Origin of the sequence: Chryseobacterium sp. JUb7, assembly GCF_024806495.1 — a bacterium.
GTDB lineage: Bacteria > Bacteroidota > Bacteroidia > Flavobacteriales > Weeksellaceae > Chryseobacterium.
The window spans coordinates 51,297-71,540 of the sequence record NZ_JANUFF010000001.1; the positions used below are offsets into that span (position 1 = coordinate 51,297).

16 protein-coding genes are annotated in these 20,244 nt (G+C 34.6%); 11 read left to right on the forward strand and 5 right to left on the reverse strand.

Features of this window, described 5'->3' with window-relative positions; all coding sequences use genetic code 11:
- The first annotated feature begins 97 nt into the window (after positions 1–97).
- Together M2373_RS00250 and M2373_RS00255 are read left to right on the forward strand one after the other, a co-directional pair.
- Positions 98–1,153 (forward strand): saccharopine dehydrogenase family protein, encoded by a 1,056-nt coding sequence (locus M2373_RS00250; RefSeq protein WP_259106285.1) that lies wholly within the window; start codon positions 98–100, stop codon positions 1,151–1,153.
- Positions 1,154–1,200: 47 nt separating this feature from the next.
- Positions 1,201–2,118 carry an AraC family transcriptional regulator gene (locus tag M2373_RS00255; protein ID WP_259106287.1) on the forward strand — a complete coding sequence of 306 codons (918 nt, stop codon included), beginning with the start codon at positions 1,201–1,203 and terminating at the stop codon, positions 2,116–2,118.
- 372 nt (positions 2,119–2,490) lie between these two features.
- Here M2373_RS00255 and M2373_RS00260 read toward each other — a convergent pair whose 3' ends face one another.
- Positions 2,491–3,045 (reverse strand): tetratricopeptide repeat protein, encoded by a 555-nt coding sequence (locus M2373_RS00260; RefSeq protein WP_259106289.1) that lies wholly within the window; start codon positions 3,043–3,045, stop codon positions 2,491–2,493.
- 189 nt (positions 3,046–3,234) lie between these two features.
- Here M2373_RS00260 and pepE point away from each other — a divergent pair, with 189 nt between their 5' ends.
- From pepE to M2373_RS00275, 3 genes are all read left to right on the forward strand, one after another.
- Positions 3,235–3,927 (forward strand): dipeptidase PepE, encoded by a 693-nt coding sequence (gene pepE / locus M2373_RS00265; protein WP_259106291.1) that lies wholly within the window; start codon positions 3,235–3,237, stop codon positions 3,925–3,927.
- Positions 3,928–4,272: 345 nt separating this feature from the next.
- Positions 4,273–5,646 carry a D-alanyl-D-alanine carboxypeptidase/D-alanyl-D-alanine-endopeptidase gene (gene dacB, locus M2373_RS00270; protein WP_259106293.1) on the forward strand — a complete coding sequence of 458 codons (1,374 nt, stop codon included), beginning with the start codon at positions 4,273–4,275 and terminating at the stop codon, positions 5,644–5,646.
- A 3-nt stretch (positions 5,647–5,649) separates the two neighbouring features.
- Positions 5,650–6,807: a HAMP domain-containing sensor histidine kinase gene (locus M2373_RS00275; RefSeq protein WP_259107581.1), complete on the forward strand. Its 1,158-nt coding sequence runs from the start codon at positions 5,650–5,652 to the stop codon at positions 6,805–6,807.
- Between the two features lie 102 nt (positions 6,808–6,909).
- Here the strand turns inward: M2373_RS00275 and M2373_RS00280 are convergent, their stop codons facing one another.
- The 4 genes from M2373_RS00280 to M2373_RS00295 form a co-directional block, all read right to left on the reverse strand.
- Positions 6,910–8,766, reverse strand: a complete 1,857-nt coding sequence (locus M2373_RS00280) for a peptidase M61 (RefSeq protein WP_259106295.1) — start codon at positions 8,764–8,766, stop codon at positions 6,910–6,912.
- A 150-nt stretch (positions 8,767–8,916) separates the two neighbouring features.
- Positions 8,917–10,548 carry a M1 family metallopeptidase gene (locus M2373_RS00285; RefSeq protein WP_259106297.1) on the reverse strand — a complete coding sequence of 544 codons (1,632 nt, stop codon included), beginning with the start codon at positions 10,546–10,548 and terminating at the stop codon, positions 8,917–8,919.
- A gap of 150 nt (positions 10,549–10,698) precedes the next feature.
- Entirely contained in the window at positions 10,699–11,526 is an 828-nt protein-coding gene (gene tatC, locus M2373_RS00290; protein ID WP_259106300.1) for a twin-arginine translocase subunit TatC, read from the reverse strand.
- Positions 11,527–12,049: 523 nt separating this feature from the next.
- The gene (locus tag M2373_RS00295) at positions 12,050–13,009 is read right to left on the reverse strand and encodes an SIS domain-containing protein (RefSeq protein WP_259106302.1); all 960 of its coding nucleotides are present in this window, start codon (positions 13,007–13,009) and stop codon (positions 12,050–12,052) included.
- Positions 13,010–13,167: 158 nt separating this feature from the next.
- Here M2373_RS00295 and recQ point away from each other — a divergent pair, with 158 nt between their 5' ends.
- From recQ to lpdA, 6 genes are all read left to right on the forward strand, one after another.
- Complete coding sequence (recQ, locus tag M2373_RS00300) at positions 13,168–15,372, forward strand: DNA helicase RecQ (RefSeq protein WP_259106303.1); 2,205 nt, start codon at positions 13,168–13,170, stop codon at positions 15,370–15,372.
- A gap of 127 nt (positions 15,373–15,499) precedes the next feature.
- Entirely contained in the window at positions 15,500–15,916 is a 417-nt protein-coding gene (locus tag M2373_RS00305; protein WP_259106304.1) for a hypothetical protein, read from the forward strand.
- Between the two features lie 10 nt (positions 15,917–15,926).
- Positions 15,927–17,006 (forward strand): glycosyltransferase, encoded by a 1,080-nt coding sequence (locus M2373_RS00310; protein WP_259106306.1) that lies wholly within the window; start codon positions 15,927–15,929, stop codon positions 17,004–17,006.
- A gap of 65 nt (positions 17,007–17,071) precedes the next feature.
- Complete coding sequence (locus tag M2373_RS00315; protein WP_259106308.1) at positions 17,072–17,419, forward strand: hypothetical protein; 348 nt, start codon at positions 17,072–17,074, stop codon at positions 17,417–17,419.
- 493 nt (positions 17,420–17,912) lie between these two features.
- A complete protein-coding gene (locus M2373_RS00320) occupies positions 17,913–18,395 on the forward strand; it encodes a hypothetical protein (RefSeq protein ID WP_259106309.1) in 483 nt (160 codons plus the stop codon).
- Between the two features lie 117 nt (positions 18,396–18,512).
- Positions 18,513–19,916 carry a dihydrolipoyl dehydrogenase gene (gene lpdA, locus M2373_RS00325; protein WP_259106310.1) on the forward strand — a complete coding sequence of 468 codons (1,404 nt, stop codon included), beginning with the start codon at positions 18,513–18,515 and terminating at the stop codon, positions 19,914–19,916.
- Positions 19,917–20,244: the final 328 nt, after the last annotated feature.

Here is a 20,244-nt window from a genome sequence, read left to right on the forward strand (position 1 = left end):
ACTTCCCAATGAATATTTTCCATCATTGCATAACATCAAGCCTGAATTCTATAACAGTCCGCTGATCTTTACCTCGATCTTTGCTCAAAAATTTAGAATGAGCAGTAAAATATTAATTGTCGGAGGCTACGGAGCTGTCGGAAGCATTATTGCAGAGAATATAGCTGAAATTTATCCGGAGAAAGTCATTGTTGCAGGAAGAAGTTTTTATAAAGCTAAAAAATTAGCAGAAAAGCTTCATGGAAAAGTGATTCCTATTCAGTTTGATGTCAATAATTCTGAAGATTTTTCAATTCTGAATGAAGTAAAACTGATCATTATGTGTCTTGATCAGAATAATACAGAATTTGTTGAATATTGTATTGCAAAAAGCATTGCTTATGTGGATATCTCGGCACAATATCAAACACTGAAGAATATTGAAACCTTACATTACCAGGCTGTTCACGGTCATGCAAATGTGATTTTAAGTGTTGGTTTAGCGCCTGGAATTACGAATCTGTTGGCTCAATATGCGGTTTCTCAACTTGAAGATACTGACTCTATTGATATTTTTATTCTTCTCGGACTTGGGGAGAAACATGGCGACTTTGCTTACAGATGGACATTTAATAATTTAGACAGCCGGTACAGGCTCACCATTGATAATAAAATTAAGGTTATGAAAAGCTTTACCCAACCTGTAAACACGAATCTTTTAGGAAAACGAAACTTTTATCTTTTTGATTTTTCAGATCAATATTTTTTAGCCAATACATTGAATGTTCCGAAAATTCAGACCAGAATGGCTTTTGATGTTGAATGGTTTACAGAACTGACGGCTATTTTAAGAAAATTGAGAATTACAAAATTATTTAAAAATGAAACCGTTCAGAATTTGGTAATCCGGAGTTTTCACCATTTTCCATTGGGAACAGATGTGTACGGAGTAAAGGTTGTAGCCAAAGATAAAGATGGCAATACCACAGACTTTACTGTTTCCGGAAATAATGAAGGTAAGATTACAGCTTGTGTCGCTACTGAAATAGCTTTATTGGTATTAAATGAAAATCTTCCGAAAGGAGTATTACATAGCCACCAGATCGTAAAAAATATTCCGTTGTTTTTAGATAATCTTAAAAAGTATGATTCAAGTTTTCAATATAATATTTGATTTTTTGATGGTTTTATTCAGTACTTTCGCATCGTAATTTTCACTTCATGTCCAGAAAATCAAATGCCGTGCTTTCCGAATTTATTTCAGTTTTTACCTTTGAAGAACTTCTTCAGGAGGTCGAATTTGATTTAAGGATCAAAGAATTTGTGGTCATGGAGATTGAAACGGTTAATCATGCTGTGGAATTAAATAAACCTTTCCGGTCAGATTATTTTGCCATGTTTATGATTCAAAAAGGGAATATCGGCTTTAGACTGGAAGATAAAAGTTATGAAGCAGAAGAAGGAGATATTGTTTTTTCCCCGATGGCGGAAACCATTTGTATAGAAAAAATTTCTTCGGATTATAAAGCAAAATATATATTTTTCTCTCTTGATTTTATTTCGGAAGCAGGATTCAATTATAAATCAAATGATGTATTGAAAAGTCTTTCTTCAGATCCCACCAACATCATTCGGAATGAACCTGATTTATACCGAAGAATGAATTTCCATCTGGATGAACTGAAGGTTTTAAATAATACCGAAAAAGATAATTATTACTTCAACGAAATGATCTGGCATCATTTTTCGCTGGTCGTTTATGAGGTAGATAATTACTTTAAAAAAATTGATAAACCTCATCAGGTAACGTATCGTGAAGATGAGATTACAACAAGTTTCTTCATTTTGGTTCGGGAACATTTCAAAGAACAGCATAATGTTCAGTTTTATGCCGATCAGCTTTGTATCAGCCGAAAATATTTAACAAAGGTCATTAATAAAACCATGTTCAAATCTCCTCGGGATATTATTCATCAGGTATTGGCGGTGGAAGCCCGGCTATTGTTGAGAAATTCAAATTCCAACGTCAGTGAAGTCGCTTCACAGCTGAAGTTTGCTGATCAGGCATCTTTCAGTAAATTCTTTAAAAAACACGTCGGAAAATCTCCACTGGAATATAAAAAGGATGATTTGTATTAAAAGTAAAAAGTAAAAAGTAAAAAGTAAAAAGTAAAAAGTAAAAAGTAAAAAGTTTTTTGACTAAATTTTTCTGGTGTCTTTTAGATAAATTTGAGTCCTTTTTGAATATAAAAATTAAAATATCAATAAGAGCATGTTTAAATTTGGTTCAAAAAATATCTAAGATTTCGATAGTTTGACAAGCTCACTACAGGCTAAGCTCAATCTGACACCGTTAAATCATACATTTAGTATTAGGTTTGTCAGTCTGAGCCTGTCGAAGACTAGAATTAATATGTATTGAAAATCAATATAATAAAAATATTAGAAAGAATTTTAAACAGGCTCTATATATAAAAAAATCCGGAAAATTATTCCGGATCTTGCTTGTTTTTATGAATTTAAAGCTTTGTTAAGTTTTACAGCGTCCTGATTGGTAGGGTCATACTGTATCGACTTAGCAATATGCTCTTTTGCTTTAGCCGGATCAGTCTTTTGTTCTGCGAAGGCTAAATAAAAGTATGCATAGGCTAGATTTTTCTTATTTTGTTCCACCTCCTCTGGTTTTACAGTGGCTATATACTTTTCGTAAGCAATTTTTGCGTTGGCATCATCTTTAGCAGATTGATAGGCATATGCCTGGCTGTAATAAGATGGAGCCCAATCTGGCAATAATGCTGATATTTTTTTCCATGTTTCCACTGCGTTCGTCCAGTCTGCGGCTTCCTGATAAGCACCAGCAAGTTTTGCTAAGGACTCTGTATCTTTTGGATTGGCCTCAATTTGTTTTTTTAGACCGTCAATAGTAGAATTATTTCCGGTTTGAGCGGTTGCCGTTGTGCTGTTTACTGTATCTGTTTTGGTAGTTTGTGCATTAGCAAAGCTTGCAGTTCCTACTAATATTAAACCTAAAAAAAGGTTTTTGATATTCATTTTAGTCATTTTCATATTCTTACATTTTTCAAATTGTAAAAACTAAAGTTCAATAATAATTCCACAAAATTTTAAATTTTAGAACCTTTAAGTTTTTTTAGAAAATATTAACGGATAAACGATTTTTTTTATCTTAATTTTTGATTCGTTCAGGTTTGAGTTATCTTTGTCATTCAACTATTTTTTTAATCAATTTAATTTTGTATGAATATCATATTAGCCTCAACATCTACACTTTTCGGGGGAGAATATTTAGAATACCTGAGAGAAGAATTAATCAAATTATATAAAGGGATTGATGAGATAATATTCGTTCCGTTTGCGAGACCGGGCGGAATATCTCATGACGAGTATACTGCAAAAGCCAGATCTTTCTTTGAAACAATAAATATCAAAGTACAAGGTCTTCATGAGTTTGAAGATAAAACAGAAGCTTTAAATAATGCCAAAGGTTTTTTTACAGGAGGCGGAAACACCTTTTTACTGGTAAAAACATTACATGAAGAAGGGCTAATGTCTGTTTTGAAACAGAATGTGGAAAAGGGCAAACCTTATCTTGGATGTAGTGCGGGAAGTAATATCGGCGGGCAAAATATGAAAACTACGAACGATATGCCCATTGTTTATCCGCCAAGTTTCGACTGTATGGGATTGGTGCCATTTAACTTAAATCCACATTATCTTGACCCTAATCCGGATTTGAAGCATAACGGAGAAACCCGAGAAACCCGAATCAAAGAATTTTTAACTCAGAACGATCTGATAGTAGTAGGGCTGCGTGAAGGAAACTGGATCAGAAGAATCGGCGATAAAATAACCGTTGAAGGAAATGAATTGACCCGGATTTTTGAGAAAGATAAAGAGCCTTACGAGATTGAAGCCGGTTCAGAATTATAAGAGCATGTTTAAATTTAGTTCAAAAAATATCTAAGATTTCGATAGTTCGACAAGCTCACTACAGGCTAAGCTCAATCTGACACCGTTAAATCATATATTTATTATTAGGTTTGTCAGTCTGAGCCTGTCGAAGACTAGAATTAATATGTATTGAAAATCAATATAATAAAAATATTAGAAAGAATTTTAAACAGGCTCTAATAGTATTTTAATTATATTTGAATAAGGTTTAATTGGTGCTTCGACAGGTTCAGCATGACATTCTAATACTAAAACGTCATTTTGTGGCGTTGTCATGCTGAGCCTGTCGAAGCATACTCTATATATTAAGAAAACAAAAACGCAATGAAAAAAACAGTTGCTGTACTTGCCCTGTCAACACAAATATTTTTTGCTCAGAATATCACTCAGAAGCTTGATGAAGCTACAAAAAATTTAATGAACTCCTCAGGAGCAATTGCAACCAATTTATCTTTTTATGTTGCCGATGAAAACGGGAACCAGATCTATGATTATCAGGGTAACAAAGGTCTTTCTACAGCTTCTACACAGAAAATATTCACCGCAGCGGCGGCTCTGGAAACTCTGGGGAAAAATTATACTTATAAAACCACTTCAGGTTATTCCGGGAATATCTCAGGAGGTCAGCTCAATGGAAATCTTTTTATCAGTTCAAACGGCGACCCTACTCTGGGAAGCTGGAGATATGATTCATATAAGCCGGAAAATTTCAGAAAAAAATTGATCGACGCTGTAAAAAGCTCTGGAATTACAAAAATTTCCGGAGATTTGGTTATTGATGATTCTTATTTTGATCATCAGACAATTCCTGGTGGATGGCCTTGGGATGATTTGGGAAATTATTACGGAGCAGGGGTTTGGGGAATCAACTGGAAAGAAAATCAGTTTGATATCAATATCAGTGGAACGGATTTTAAAAGTTTTTCCTATCCTCTGGAAGGCGTAAAATGGCTGAATGACCTGAAAACAGGAGGAAGCTCTGATCAGAGCCTGATTTTTACGGCTCCTCATTCTGAAGTGGCTTTAATAAACGGGACTTTACCTGCCGGTAAAACGGTGACGGTTTCGGGAGCTACACCTAATCCTCCTTTGCAGTTGGGAACGGAAGTAAAACAATGGCTGAAAGAATCGGGAATTGAAGTTTCCGGAAAGGTAATTACAAATTCCCAGCTGGAAATTGAAGGAAAACAGACTTTAACAGTTCCGAAAAATAATATAATTCTTACCTATCAGTCGCCTACACTGGATAAAATTGTATACTGGTTTTTAAGAAAAAGTATCAATTTATATGGTGAAACATTAATTAAAACATTAGGAAAAGAAAAAAAAGATAATCCGGGTTTTAAAAGTGGAGTAGCTTATCTGAAAGAATTTTGGAAAGGAAAGGGAATTAATGGAAATATGATCAATTTTGCCGATGGAAGTGGGCTTTCACCACAGAATTATGTTTCTGCAAAAGCAGAAGTTCAGGCTTTATTGTACGCTCAGAAACAACCTTGGTTTGATGTGTATTATGATGGATTTCCGACACAGGATAACGGAATGAAGATGAAAAGCGGTACGATGAGAGATACAAAATCTTTTGCAGGCTATCATACCGCTAAAAATGGAAAGAAATATGTATTTTCGATCATTATTAATAACTATCAGGGCGGTGGAAGTGCTGAATTACAGAAAATCCTGAATGTTTTAAAATAAATTATTTTGAGAAAATCCATCTTTGCCAGATTAAATAACTGGATTATTTTTACTTTAATGACCATTGTTGTATTGACGATCGTTATTGCATCTACAATTCTGATTAATTTTTTACGTAAGGAAGAAGTTAAAAGGGTGGATATTTTGGTAAGTGCTCTGAAATTTCAGCAGGAAGTTGAAAGTCCTAATTTGGAAGTTCAGGCATTGCTTCTTCAGATTTATAGCTCAAATACGACAATTCCCCTGATTATTTTAGATAAAAACGATCAGATTATTGAACATAAAAATATTCCTCAGGATATAGGAGATAATCCTGAAGAAATAAAAGCTTTAGCTAATAAAATGGCTAAAAGCTACGTTCCTATTGAAATTGAACTGGTAAAAGGAAACAAGCAGATTGTTTTCTATGATAACTCTCCGTTGCTGAATAATCTTCAGTATTCTCCTTTTATATTGGGCTTTTTCATTCTTTGTTATTTTCTTTTCTCATTCTGGTTTTTACGGACGATTAAAAAAACGGACGAAGGTTATCTGTGGGCGGGTCTGGCAAAAGAGACGGCCCATCAGATCGGAACTCCATTGTCTTCGATGATCGGATGGATGGAAATTATGAAGCTGGATACTCCTGATTCTGAAGGGGTACATGAAATTGAAAAAGATATTGAAAGACTGAGAACAATCTCCGAGAGATTCTCTAAAATAGGCTCTATTCCTGAATTAAATGATATGAATTTTAATGAAACAATTCAGGAAAATTATGATTATTTGAAGACCAGGATTTCAAGGAAAATAAATTTTGGACTGCATCTTCCCAATTATAATATCCTAGTTCCTCACAATAAAATTCTGATGAGCTGGGTGATTGAAAATCTTGTTAAAAATGCGGTTGATGCCATGAAAGGGGAAGGTTCGATTTCGATGTCTGTTTTTGAAAGAAATAAAAATATTTTAATCGAAGTACAGGACACCGGAAGCGGAATGACAAAACAACAGGCTAGAAATGCTTTTAAACCAGGATATTCAACCAAAAAAAGAGGCTGGGGTTTGGGATTGTCATTGGCTAAAAGAGTCATTCAGGAATATCATAATGGGGATATTAAAATTGCACAAACCGAAGTAGGAAAAGGAACGACTTTTAGGATAACGATAAAGAAGGGATAAAAATCAGATCGCTTGTTACTGAGATTACTTTATTTTTGTTTACAATGATCTGAAAAAAGCGGAGAAAATTCCCCGCTTGTCTATTATTTTATGATGATGGTATTATTTCTTACCGGTCAGCCACTGAGTCTGTAGTTTCAGTTCTGCCGGGGTAGGATTTGCCTTGTACTGAAGTGTTTCCACTGTGAGTTTATCTAAAACGGCTTTTCCTTTCAGGTCAATTTTTTCAGTTTTTCCGCCGTTATTTCTAAGGACTGTTAGAGTTACATTCTGCCCGTCTTTAATGGTTTTGGCATATTCTATAAAAGCTTGAATATTTTTAATATCTATTGTTTTACCGTCCAATGCCGCCACTTCATCTGTAATTTTGAAACCGATGCTTTTCGAGAAAGGTGATAATGCTGAGCTTTCGTCAAAAACAAAAGTATTGTTCTTTTCGTTGTACCCGGTTTGGCTGGGGTCTTTTACAAACCAGAAAATAGGAGGAGTTTCCTGCTTTTTGATTTCCACGCCTACCTGATTCAGATAATCTGCATAAGGAGTCGGCTGATTTCCTGCAATATATTTAGTATAGAAATCTTTAATTTGAGGATATCCGGTAACAGTAACCAGTTCATCAATCAGTTTGTCGTCTTTGAAAGGTTTATTTTCTCCAAATCTCTGAGATAACTTTCTGATCATATCACGATATCCCATTTCGCCGTTTGATAATTTTCTCAACTCGATATCAAGACACATGGCTAAAAGAGTTCCTTTTTCATATACATTTCTGTACTGATCTTTGTAAGGCTCTTTTAATACATTCTTGCTCATAACAGTGAATGGCATCGTATCATCGTAGTTCTTAGAATTGGTTATTTTTTCATTAATTCTCTGCAAAAATTCATCCTTATTGATCAGGCCTTCCTGAATCTGGAATAAATTGGCGAAATATTCTGTTCCGCCTTCATACATCCAAAGATGCTGAGACATTTTCGGATCTGCATAATCAAAATAATGAATTTCTTCAGAATGAGTTTTTAGAGGATTCACGGTATGGAAAAACTCATGGGAAACAACATCTGTTAAGGTCTTATCAATAGCATCTTTCGGCATCATTTCAGGAAGCACGACACTGGTAGATTCATGGTGTTCCAATGCTCCGAAACCTTTGATCTGAGGTCCGTCTGTACCTGCAAGATAAAGCATAATGGCGTACTTTTTATTGGTATTCATGTCCCCTAAGAATTTCTTCTGGGCAACTACCATTTTTTCTAAATTTTCTTTAAAATCGGCAGCTTTATACTTGCCTGAAGGTGAATATACTCCCAACACAAGATCCATTCCTCCGGCATTAAACGTAATATAATCAGGTTTGGTGTACATTAATGGAGAGTCGGTCACTTTTGCATAATTGGCCAAAGTATAAGTGTCGGTGGATTCAGATTTATCCTGGTCAACCAATGCTGTCGTTCCGTAGAAATCCGTTGGTTTCTGGATCACGAGCTGATAGGGTACATCCTGCATATTATCGATATAGCCCACAAAACCATGAGTGTTGATCAGATATACTTTTCCCTGTTCGATATCTGTTCCTGAAGGTGAAAATACAGCTTTATGTTTTGACGTATCTGTTTCTTCATCGAAACTGTCATTTACCAGATAGGTCACTTTGGTTAGATTCTGGGCATTTTTTAAAGCATAAGTATTATCATTAACTTTTGTATAGGTTAATTCTTTTCCTTTGTTATCGTAAAACTTAATACCTTCAACGAATCTTCCGTAATCATCTTCAGAGTAGGTTCCCGGAACTGTTTTTGGAAAATGGAATTTCACATCCCCGGATTTCATCTTTGGAAATTCCATGGTAACGGCTACTTTATCATCTTTTACATTCACCAGATCAATGGTGGTCTTTATCGATTGGGCATTTGCCGCAAAAGCAGCCAGAATCCCTACGCTAAGTGCTATTTTTTTCATTAAGTTTGAATTTATAGTTAAATAGTTGTTCTAAAAATCATTTTGTTACGAACGGTCATATTAAACTTTTCTTAAAATTCTGAAGAATCAGTTTATTGATTAATAAAAAAGGCAAATTCATGCTTTCACGAATTTGCCTTTTACCTTCAATTACTGTACCTTTTTATAGTTGATATAATAATTTTTGTTGAATTCCACCGGAGTTGCTTTCTTTAATTTTACGGTTTGCCACTGCTCAGTCGGGGTGATGGTTTGTTCACCGTCAATTCGGATCGGAAGCTTAAGATTTTTAACGACATCTGTATATCGGAACTTCAGGGCTTCTCCATTTTGAGAATACTCCAGGGTCGGAATTTTTGTTGTTCTTAAATATTGATTAAATACACTTGAAAAGTCAATTCCTGACTTTTTGTTGATATAGCTTTCAATTTGTTCAGTTGTTACGGTCTGGTGATAAAAATCTTTGCTGATTCCTCTTAAAATTTGTCTGAATTTCTCATCATTATTGATGATCTGGCGGATGGTATGAAGCATGCTTGCCCCTTTAGGATACATATCGCCGCTTCCTTCGTTTCTTACACCGTATTTTCCGATAATAGGTACATCGTTGGCAACTTTCGTCCGATATCCTAAAGCATATAAATCTGCGGATTTTTTATCCATGAATTTTTCTGTAAATAGCGTTTCAGAATAAGTGGTAAAGCTTTCATGAATCCACATATCTGCCTGATCTTTTGCTGTGATATTATTGGCAAACCATTCGTGGCCGCTTTCATGAATGATGATGTAATCCCAATTCAGACCAATTCCCGAACCGAAATAGTCTCTTCCGCGATAGCCGTTTTGGTAGCCGTTTCCATAGGCTATATTACTTTGATGTTCCATTCCAAGATGTGGAGATTCCACAATTTTATAAGAATCCTCATAGAAAGGGTAAGGTCCAAACCAATATTCAAACGCCGAAAGCATCGGTTTTACCTGTTGGAATTGTTTTTTTGCTTTTTCTAAATTATAATCCAATACCCAATAATCTAAGTCTAATTTTCCTTTTTCTCCATTGAAAGTATCTTTAAAATTCACATACTTTCCGATACTTGGAATGATAGAGTAAGCATTGATCGGATTTTTAACTTCCCAGGTATAAGAGGTTTTATTTCCTTCGGTTTTTTTGTCAGTTAACCTTCCGTTTCCTATTCCAACCAAGTCTTTTGGGGTAATAATTTTCATAACAATACCATTATCCGGTTCATCACTCCAGATATCTTTTGTCGGAAGCCAGATTGAAGCTCCGATGCCTTCATCTGCTGCAGTCATCCATGGATTTCCTTTTTCATCTTGTGTAAAGATCCAGCCTCCATCCCAAGGGGCATTTTGGGCGATTACAGGATTTCCGGAATAGGCGACATCAATGGTGTATTGCTCTCCTTTTTTAAAACTTTTTTTAGTTTTAATCCAAATGAAATCACCTTCCTGCTTGTATTCAGCGATGGGGAAATTGCCTTCCACTTTATCGGCTTTCATGGGTTGCTGAAGATCAATCTGAAAAGTCGGATTGGTAATATCTTTTGTAATTTCGAAACTGATTTTATTGTTTCCTTTTATACTTTTCTGGTTAAAATCAGGCTCAACAGACAGATCATATTTTTTTACGTCCCAAAAATTTCGAAATTGTGTATTGGAACCTTTTAAAGTATCTTGTTTCGTGAATGCCTTACCATGTTCGAAGAATTGCCCAAAAACCAATCCTGATGCAAATAAAAGGGTATACGACAGCTTTTTCATTTGAATTTAAATTATTCTTTCAAAAATAGAAAATTTAATGATTGCAATATTGTGAAAAAGGAAAAATATCGCAAATACTTTTATTTAATTAATACAAAAAAATCCCGCAGAATGAATCTGCGGGAATATTTTAAAACTTAATTTTCAGTTTTATTTCTGAACTGTCGGAAGATTTCCGGCGGCTTTCTGAACTCTTTTATAAGTATAAGAACACATTAAAATACTGAATTCATATAACAATAATAGCGGAAAAGCGGCCATCATCATACTTAAAACGTCGGCTGGTGTTATAATAGCTGCAACTACCATGATCAAAACAATCGCATGACGACGGTAGGTTCTCATAAACGTAGGCGTTAAAATTCCGATGCTTGTAAGGAAATAAATAAGAACAGGGAAAAGGAAAATAACGCCCATTCCCAAAACAACCTGTAAAAATAAAGTTGTATAGTCACTTAAGTCATAAAGAGGAACAATAATATCTGAGATTTTGAAAATAACTCCAAAATTTACAGCAAAAGGAAGAATTAAAAAATACCCGCATAAAACACCCGTCATAAATAAAATCCAGACTGCATTAATGATAAATATTGAATTTTTTCTTTCTTTTGGATGCAAAGCAGGACTGATAAATCTCCAAAGCTCCCAAACGATATAAGGAAAAGCTGCGACCATTCCTCCAAAAATGGAAACCGCCATCATGACATTAAACTGCTGATAAAGCTTACTGGCACGTACCGGAAAATCTTTGGGAAGATGAATGCTGTTTTCTCCTAAAAGCATTCTGGAAAAGTGATTCACTAGCTCAAAAGTCGGAAAATCATTTCTCGTCGGACCAAAGAAAATATGATCCATAATCCAGTTAATATTAAATCCGACAATGAATGCCGCTACTACAATCGCAAGAATCGAGCGGATGAGGTGACCTCTTAATTCTCCAATATGCCCAAGAAAGGACATGTCTTTACCTTCACTCACAGAATAATATTTTTAAGGCTTCAAATTTATGAAAAAAGTTTCAGTAAAGGAGGACGTTTTGCTGTTTAAAGTTTTGAAGTCCTCGTTTAATTTTTTTTGTTTAAATATTATGGTTTTTGATGAAAGATGCTTCGAGAGCCTCAGCATGACACTGCTGTAAATAAGTTGTTAAGATATGAAGGCTGGTATAGGTAATAGCTGAATAGTTAGCTTGTTGAATAATTGAAGGATTGTTTCATTATATGGTTTTTGATGAAAGATGCTTCGAGAGCCTCAGCATGACACTGCTGCAAATAAGTTGTTAAGATATGAAGGCTGGTATAGGTAATAGCTGAATAGCTAGTTTGTTGAATAATTGAAGGATTGTTTCATTATATGGTTTTTGATGAAAGATGCTTCGAGAGCCTCAGCATGACAATACTATAAATACGGTTTGTTATATTAAATTATATCAAAGCAGTTTAGTATCAGAAGTGTCATGCTGAGCCTGTCGAAGCATTTAGTTATCCTTAAAAATCGAGGCTTAATTTATCCCTTCATCCAATAATTTATGTAGATCAATAATCCCGAAATATTTTCCGTTTTCAGTGACGATAAGCTGACCGATATTGTTGTCTTTTAAGATCTTCATCGCTTCTTTTGCCAAAGCATTTTTTTCAACCGTTTTAGGATGCAGAGACATAATGTCTTTCGCTAAAACTTTTGTTACATCATCGCCTTTCATCAACATTCTTCTCAAATCTCCGTCTGTAATTACTCCAATAATTTCATCACCGTTGGTAACGACTGTAATACCGTGACGCGAGGCACTGATCGAAATAATTACGTCTCTTACAGGAGCATCTTCCGCTACCTGAGGTTTTTGTGAAGAAAGAAAATCATCAACTTTAGAGATTAAATTTTTCCCTAAGCTCCCGCCCGGATGAAATTTTGCAAAATCATTGGCCTTGAAGTCATTCATTTCCATTAAAGAAACAGCTAGAGCATCGCCTAAAGCCATTTGCAGGGTCGTCGAGCTTGTAGGAGCCAGTTTATTCGGACAGGCCTCCATATCAACATGAGTATCTAAAATAACCTCGGAAAATTCCGCAAGTTTACTTTTTTTATTTCCGGTCATCCCGATCAGAGCAGAAGAATAATCTTTCAGATAAGAAACCAGGTTTACAATTTCAGGTGAGTTTCCGGAATTGGAAATACATAAAACCACATCCTGTTTCTGAATTACTCCCAGGTCGCCGTGGATGGCTTCTGAAGCATGTAAAAACTGAGAAGGCGTGCCTGTAGAATTTAAAGTGGCAACAATTTTATTGGCTACGTGAGCAGACTTTCCGATTCCTACTACGATTAACTTTCCTTTCGCATGATGTATGATTTCAACTGCCTTTACAAAATCTTCATCGATTCTGTTTTTTAATTTTTCAAGTTCTGAAATTTCTATTTCTAAAGTGCTTTTTGCTATTGAAATGATCTTGGCTTTTTCCATTTTACTTTTATAGGGTATACAAAAAATCTCTTAAAAAATGTTATATTTTAAAAACAATATTTAATATAAATTTTATTTTTAATAAATTCGTTCGCTTTTATTTTAAGCAAAAAAGTTATAACTTTGGGTTAGATGCAAATTTAGCAATAGAAAATTAGATGAGCGCAAAAAAAGCCAATTTATCAGGCGAATTGAAAAAATATTTCGGGTTTTCTACTTTTAAAGGACAGCAAGAGCAAATCATAGAAAACCTGTTAGAAGGAAAGGATATATTTGTCTTAATGCCGACTGGAGGTGGTAAATCCTTATGCTATCAACTTCCGGCACTTATTTCTGAAGGTACGGCAATCGTGGTTTCACCTTTAATAGCGTTAATGAAGAATCAGGTAGATGCCGTAAATGGTCTTTCTTCCGATGACGGAGTAGCACACGTTTTAAATTCATCATTAAATAAAACACAGACCAAGCAAGTCTTTGATGATATTAAAAGTGGGAAGACAAAACTGCTGTATGTAGCTCCTGAATCATTGATTAAGGAAGATTATTTAGACTTTTTGAAAGAAGTAAAGATTTCTTTCTTTGCGATCGATGAGGCCCACTGTATTTCAGAATGGGGACATGATTTCAGACCGGAATACAGAAATTTGAAATCCATTATTGATAAAATTGCAGATGTTCCTGTGATTGCATTGACGGCTACGGCAACGCCTAAAGTTCAGGATGATATTCAGAAAACTCTGGGAATGATCAATGCTCTGGTTTTCAAAGAGAGTTTCAACAGGCCCAACCTTTATTATGAGGTACGCCCGAAAGTGAATATTGATAAGGAAATCGTAAGATTTATTAATCAGCATAAAGGGAAATCGGGGATTATCTACTGTTTGAGCCGAAGAAAAGTTGAAGAATTCGCTCAGCTTTTGCAGGTTAACGGAATTAATGCACTGCCTTATCATGCAGGTCTTGATCAAAAAGTAAGGGTGACTAATCAGGATAAGTTTCTGATGGAAGAGGTGGATGTAATTGTGGCAACGATTGCATTCGGAATGGGCATCGATAAACCTGATGTACGATTTGTGATCCATTATGATTTTCCAAAGTCTTTAGAAAGCTATTATCAGGAAACAGGTCGCGCAGGTCGGGATGGCGGAGAAGGCTACTGTCTGGCATTTTACGATCCTAAGGATATTGAAAAACTGGAAAAATTTCTGGCTCAAAAGCCTGTTTCCGAGAGAGAAATCGGACTACAGCTTTTAAATGAAGTGGTGGGTTATGCCGAAACTTCAATGAGCAGAAGACAATATATTCTGTATTATTTCGGGGAGAATTTTGATCCTGAAAAAGGAGATGGAGCAAAGATGTGTGACAACGCATCAAACCCGCCAAAATTAAAAGATGCAACAGATGATTTGAAAAAAGTTCTTCAGCTGATAGATGATAATGCGGAAAAATTTAAGTCTAAAGATTTGATTTCTGTTATTGCAGGAAAAGAAACAGCCGTTACAAAATCATATAAACTCGAACAAAGTTCTCATTTTGGTTTCGGAAAAGATGAAAAAGATAATTACTGGAAAACCATTATAAGACAGGCTACGGTGCAGAATTTTCTGCAGAAAGATATTGAAACCTATGGTGTTTTGAAAATTGCAGAAAAAGGACGACTGGTTTTAAATGGAAAACTGGAACATTCTTTTCTGATTGCAGAAGACCGGGAATTTGATCTGTCTCAGACAAAAGCTGAAAGTGACCAGATTCAGATGCAGTCCGCTGGCGGCTTAGACCAGAACTTATTCAATTTATTAAAAGAATTAAGAAAAAAAGTAGCCAAGAAATACGGAATTCCTCCTTATACGGTATTTATGGATCCGAGTCTGGAAGATATGACGGTTCAGTACCCTATCACAGTAGAAGAAATCGCTAAGATTTATGGAGTAGGAGAAGGAAAGGCAAAAAAATACGGGAAAGAGTTTGCAGATTATATCACTAAATACGTAGAAGATAATAATATCGAACGTACTCAGGATATGGTTTTAAAACAGGTGGCCAATAAATCAAGCCATAAAGTTTTTATCATTCAGAGTACGGATAAAAAAATTGATCTTGAAGACATTGCGAAAGCTAAAAATCTTTCCATGGATGATCTGTTGAAAGAAATGGAACGTATTGTTTATCAGGGAACAAAGCTTAATATTGATTACTATATTGAAGATAATTTTGACGAAGATATCGTAGACGGATTCATGGAATTCATGAATGAATCTGAAAGCGACAGCATGAAAGTTTTACTGGATGAATTCGGAGATGAACTTTCTGATGAAGAAGTAAGAATGTTAAGAATAAAATTCATTAGCGATGTAGCTAATTAATATGATCTTAAATAGTAATGAAATAATATTGAAAGAAATTCTTCCCCGGAAGAGTTTCTTTTTTAATTTTACAGAAAAGCTCAGGATAATTCTTTCTTTTTGCTTTTTAATTTTTGTTGTATTTTTTGTGGTAGCGACTTTTAGAAGTATTGTGGTTCTATTTGCAATTCCATTTTTGGTTGCCGCTCTTTATAATGCATTTTTCAGATGGATTATCAGATATTATGATTTGAAAAACAACTGTTATCTGATTACCAATCAAAGGATAATTATCACCAGAAAATCAAAGACAGAGATTTTAAGATATAAGAAGCTTGAAGAAATAGACCAGGTTCATGCAGAGATGAATGATCAGTTTTTCGGCAATATCATTTTTGGAGAACCTGAAGGGGTAATTGAGAATTCTCCCAATTATTTTGAAAATAATCGGGGCGTAATGATTTTTAAAAGCGACGAGTATGCTTTTCTGAGTGTTGAAAATATTAATAAAATAATTCCTTTAATTAATGAGTTGGGATTGAAGGTTAATAAAACTTTTTACTAACTTTACATTGATGAAAAAGATCTCTATCATATTTATTCTGCCGGATTTGGAAACCGGAGGCGCAGAAAGGATTGTCACCACTATTGCGAATCACCTCTCCCGAGATCGGTTTGAGCCTAAGATTTTGCTTTTACGTAAAAAAGGAGGCTACCTTAACCTTCTTAAAAATGATGTAGAGATTATTGATATTGATACCGAAAGGATAAGGCATTCTTTAAAGCCTATCTTAAGGGAAATCTACCGCAGAAAACCGGATATTGTATTTTCTGGTTTTGGTGAAGTAAATGCTTATTTATCACTGTTTATTAAACTATTTCCGAGAACGAAGTTCATTGCAAGAGAAACGAATGTCGTTACAGAACATGTGACCCGGAAAGAAATCAAATTTTTCTATAATTTTTATAATAATTACGACAAAATCATCGCACAAAGTGATGATATGATGAAGGATCTCACCAAAAATTTCAGAATAAAATCCAGCAAAATCATTAAAATCAATAACCCTGTTGATTTTGACTTTATCGATGAAAAAATGAGAGCGTCTGTAAAGCCTGAGAGCTTTAAGTATAACTATAAAAATGTAGTGGCTATCGGAAATTTATCGTCCAGAAAAGGCTTTGATAATTTATTGAAGGTGTTTTCAAGACTTAAAAATGAGAATATTTTGCTTCATATTCTGGGAGATGGCCAGGATCGGGAAATTTTGCATCAGATGAAAGATTTTTTAGGGTTAAAAAATGTATTTTTTCATGGCAGACAGGAAAACCCGTATCAGTTTCTGAAATATGCAGATTTGTTTGTATTATCTTCAAGATATGAAGGCTTTCCCAATGTTTTACTGGAGGCGGGAGCTTGTGGAACTTATTCTTTAGCCAATAACTGTCCGGGCGGAATTAATGAAATTATTCAGAATAATATCAACGGCGAGATTTCTGATATTGAAAATCATGAAGATTTTTCACAGAAAATTATGAGGGTTCTTCACGAAACATATGATAAAGAGTCTATTAAAAACTCTATTAAATCAAGATTTTCTAAGAGTATTATTTTAGATCGATATGAAAAGGTGCTATTGGATCTTATGAAATAATTTTTCGTATTGTGCTATGGATGCTTATTTTCTTACATTTGGCGATTATTAAATTAATGTAATCAATGAATAAAATCCCTAAAATTGGATGCCTTTGTGAAAAACCGACCTCGGACTATACTGAATACAGAAGTTCTGAAATAGGAATCGACCATACCAACGGAAGAAATGCGGAAGTAACGATTCAGCAGTGCAAGCTTTGTCAAAGAATATGGATTCATTATTTTGTTGAATCTGAAAATATTTCGAGCTCTGCAAGATGGTATAAGGGGATCGTTTCGAAAAAAGACCGCCCGAATATTACTCCTGAAAACGCAGTGGAATTTTTGGAAAGCCTTGATTGGTATGTTTATGGTGGGGATTTTTTTGGAGGTGAAGCTGCTTTTGGAGAAGGAAAATTAAATTTGGATTGATAATATCATTGATTTAATTAAGTGAAAGCTTTGTTTAAAATAATAGTATATTTCATTACTTCGATCGGATTTTTCTGGTCACATCTTGATTTTGTAAAATTCGCTTATAACTGTCATGTTGAAGGTGATGTGTTTCCAGACTATTATGCAGCGATGCCTTTTATTTATAAATCCGATTCTTTGGCAAGCTCAATGGCTACGGAATACTATGTTTTGGGTATTTTATTGAATTCAATACTTTTGACATTGATTTTTCTTTATTTAGACTCTTTAATTTGTAAATTTTTCGATAAAAAGAAATTGTTGTTAAAATTATATTTTGCAGTAAAAATTTTTGTGTTTCTTTTTTCCATCTTAAATATTTACTTTTCTTATACCTTTATTCGTGACGATCATTTTACCTTTAAAAGTAATTTTAGAGAAGAGATAAAAATGTATAAAGCTAATTGTAAGGCAAGAATTGTTTTCTTTTCAAGGTAAAACTCTATTAAAAATGAAACATAAAATTATTCTTTTTTTACCCGTTTTGATTTTAATGATTAATTGTAAAAGCCCTAAAGAGAAGATAGAGGATATAATTTTCTATCAAGATAGTATTGGATATTGGAATTACGAGTGGCCAAGAGAAAGAGCGGAATATTATGGTTTTACTTTCAAGTTTATGAAAAAGAATAAACTCCAAAAATTCTCTTTTAATAAAGTTAAAAATAAAAGATGGACATGGAATGATTATCCTTATGATGAAGCAATTTACAGATGGGGAGTTGCGGATGATTCAGTTTTTACTTTTATGAATTATAATTCGAAAATCAGGGTCACAAAATATAATAAAGACACAATTTGGCTCTATGATTATGAGGATAAAAGAAATCTTCTTTTAATAAAAGCAAAAGGTGATCTGAATATTGAAAAACCTATGGAGATAAAAGGAATTAATGGAGATACAGGAGAAGAAATTCAAAGTATTAATCTTTAAGTTTTGATTTAATATTCTTAAAAGAAAAATTTGACAAATCTCACTTTCTCACGTGGTAATTAATCAGTAAATTTGTAAGAATTAAAGAGATAATAATAAACAAATTCATAAAATAACATGAGTCAATTTGATGTTACCGTAATCGGTTCTGGTCCTGGTGGTTATGTTGCTGCAATCCGTGCTGCACAATTAGGTTTCACAACAGCAATTATTGAAAAATACCCAACTTTAGGAGGAACTTGTCTTAACGTGGGATGTATTCCGTCAAAAGCACTTTTAGATAGTTCTGAGCATTTTGAGAACGCAAAACACAATTTTGCAGGTCACGGAATCATTATCAACGAGCCTCAGGCTGATATCGCAAGAATGATCGAGCGTAAGAATGAGGTCATCAAGCAAAATACTGACGGAATCAGCTATCTGATGAACAAAAACAAAATCACTGTTTTTGAAGGAGTTGGAAGCTTCGAATCTGCTACTCAGATTAAAGTAACGAAAAACGACGGTTCTACAGAAACGATCGAATCTAAATATACCATCATTGCAACCGGTTCTAAACCAACTTCTCTGCCATTTATTACATTGGATAAAGAAAGAGTGATTACTTCTACGGAAGCTTTAAATCTTAAGGAAATCCCTAAGCATTTAGTAGTTATTGGTGGTGGTGTTATCGGTCTTGAGCTTGGTTCTGTTTATTTAAGATTGGGTGCTCAGGTAACTGTTGTTGAGTTTATGGATAAAATCATCCCTGGAATGGATGGAGCTTTAAGTAAAGAATTAACTAAAGTTCTTAAGAAACAAGGAATGAAATTCATGCTTTCTACAGCTGTTTCTGCGGTTGAAAGAAATGGAGATACAGTAAAAATTACAGCTAAAGATAAGAAAGGAGAAGAAGTAACAGTTGAAGGAGATTATTGTTTAGTTTCTGTAGGTAGAAAACCTTACACAGACGGTCTTGGATTAGAGAAAGCAGGTGTTGAGCTTGACGAAAGAGGAAGAGTAAAAACTAATGATCATCTTCAAACTAATGTTGCAAATATCTACGCTATTGGTGATGTTATCAAAGGTGCAATGTTAGCTCACAAAGCTGAAGAAGAAGGCGTTTTCGTTGCTGAAACTTTGGCTGGACAAAAACCTCACGTTAACTATAACTTGATTCCTGGTGTTGTTTACACTTGGCCGGAAGTTGCAGGAGTTGGTAAAACTGAAGAGCAGTTGAAAGAAGAAGGTGTAGCTTACAAAGTAGGATCTTTCCCAATGAGAGCATTAGGAAGAAGCCGTGCAAGTGGTGATGTTGATGGTTTGGTTAAAATTATTGCTGACGAAAAAACGGACGAAGTTTTGGGGATGCACATTGTAGGTGCAAGAGCTGCTGACCTTATTGCAGAAGGGGTAATTGCTATGGAATTCCGTGCTAGTGCTGAAGATATCGCAAGAAGTTCGCATGCTCACCCGACTTATGCAGAAGCGATTAAAGAAGCTGCGTTGGATGCTACGGGGAAAAGACCAATTCACATGTAATATTTGATTTTTAATCATCTATATAAATTTAAGAGAGGCGTTTGTCTCTCTTTTTTGTTTTTTAATTAGAATTTATTGATGCTTCGACTAAGCTCAGCATGACATTGCGAATACTGAACATTTTATTAGTTAGAGATTTTCATGATGTTAGGAAGCTTGAAGTTGTTGAGATCCCAATGATAATGATAAAACAACTTGGATCTAATACAGTCCATTAATAACACATTAACAGTTTCTTCAAATCTCTCTCTTCCAGCTTCCAGCCGTATTATACCATTTTCCATTCTGCAATAAGTTTTTTTGGTTAACCCCTGAATTTTGTTAACCA

Excerpts from the sequence above, each read along its gene's own strand:
- M2373_RS00250 (WP_259106285.1), top strand. The coding sequence starts at position 98 with ATGAGCAGTAAAATATTAATTGTCGGAGGCTACGGAGCTGTCGGAAGC.
- M2373_RS00255 (WP_259106287.1), top strand. The coding sequence starts at position 1,201 with ATGTCCAGAAAATCAAATGCCGTGCTTTCCGAATTTATTTCAGTTTTT.
- M2373_RS00260 (WP_259106289.1), bottom strand. The coding sequence starts at position 3,045 with ATGAAAATGACTAAAATGAATATCAAAAACCTTTTTTTAGGTTTAATA.
- pepE (WP_259106291.1), top strand. The coding sequence starts at position 3,235 with ATGAATATCATATTAGCCTCAACATCTACACTTTTCGGGGGAGAATAT.
- dacB (WP_259106293.1), top strand. The coding sequence starts at position 4,273 with ATGAAAAAAACAGTTGCTGTACTTGCCCTGTCAACACAAATATTTTTT.
- M2373_RS00280 (WP_259106295.1), bottom strand. The coding sequence starts at position 8,766 with ATGAAAAAAATAGCACTTAGCGTAGGGATTCTGGCTGCTTTTGCGGCA.
- M2373_RS00285 (WP_259106297.1), bottom strand. The coding sequence starts at position 10,548 with ATGAAAAAGCTGTCGTATACCCTTTTATTTGCATCAGGATTGGTTTTT.
- M2373_RS00295 (WP_259106302.1), bottom strand. The coding sequence starts at position 13,009 with ATGGAAAAAGCCAAGATCATTTCAATAGCAAAAAGCACTTTAGAAATA.
- recQ (WP_259106303.1), top strand. The coding sequence starts at position 13,168 with ATGAGCGCAAAAAAAGCCAATTTATCAGGCGAATTGAAAAAATATTTC.
- M2373_RS00310 (WP_259106306.1), top strand. The coding sequence starts at position 15,927 with ATGAAAAAGATCTCTATCATATTTATTCTGCCGGATTTGGAAACCGGA.
- M2373_RS00315 (WP_259106308.1), top strand. The coding sequence starts at position 17,072 with ATGAATAAAATCCCTAAAATTGGATGCCTTTGTGAAAAACCGACCTCG.
- M2373_RS00320 (WP_259106309.1), top strand. The coding sequence starts at position 17,913 with ATGAAACATAAAATTATTCTTTTTTTACCCGTTTTGATTTTAATGATT.
- lpdA (WP_259106310.1), top strand. The coding sequence starts at position 18,513 with ATGAGTCAATTTGATGTTACCGTAATCGGTTCTGGTCCTGGTGGTTAT.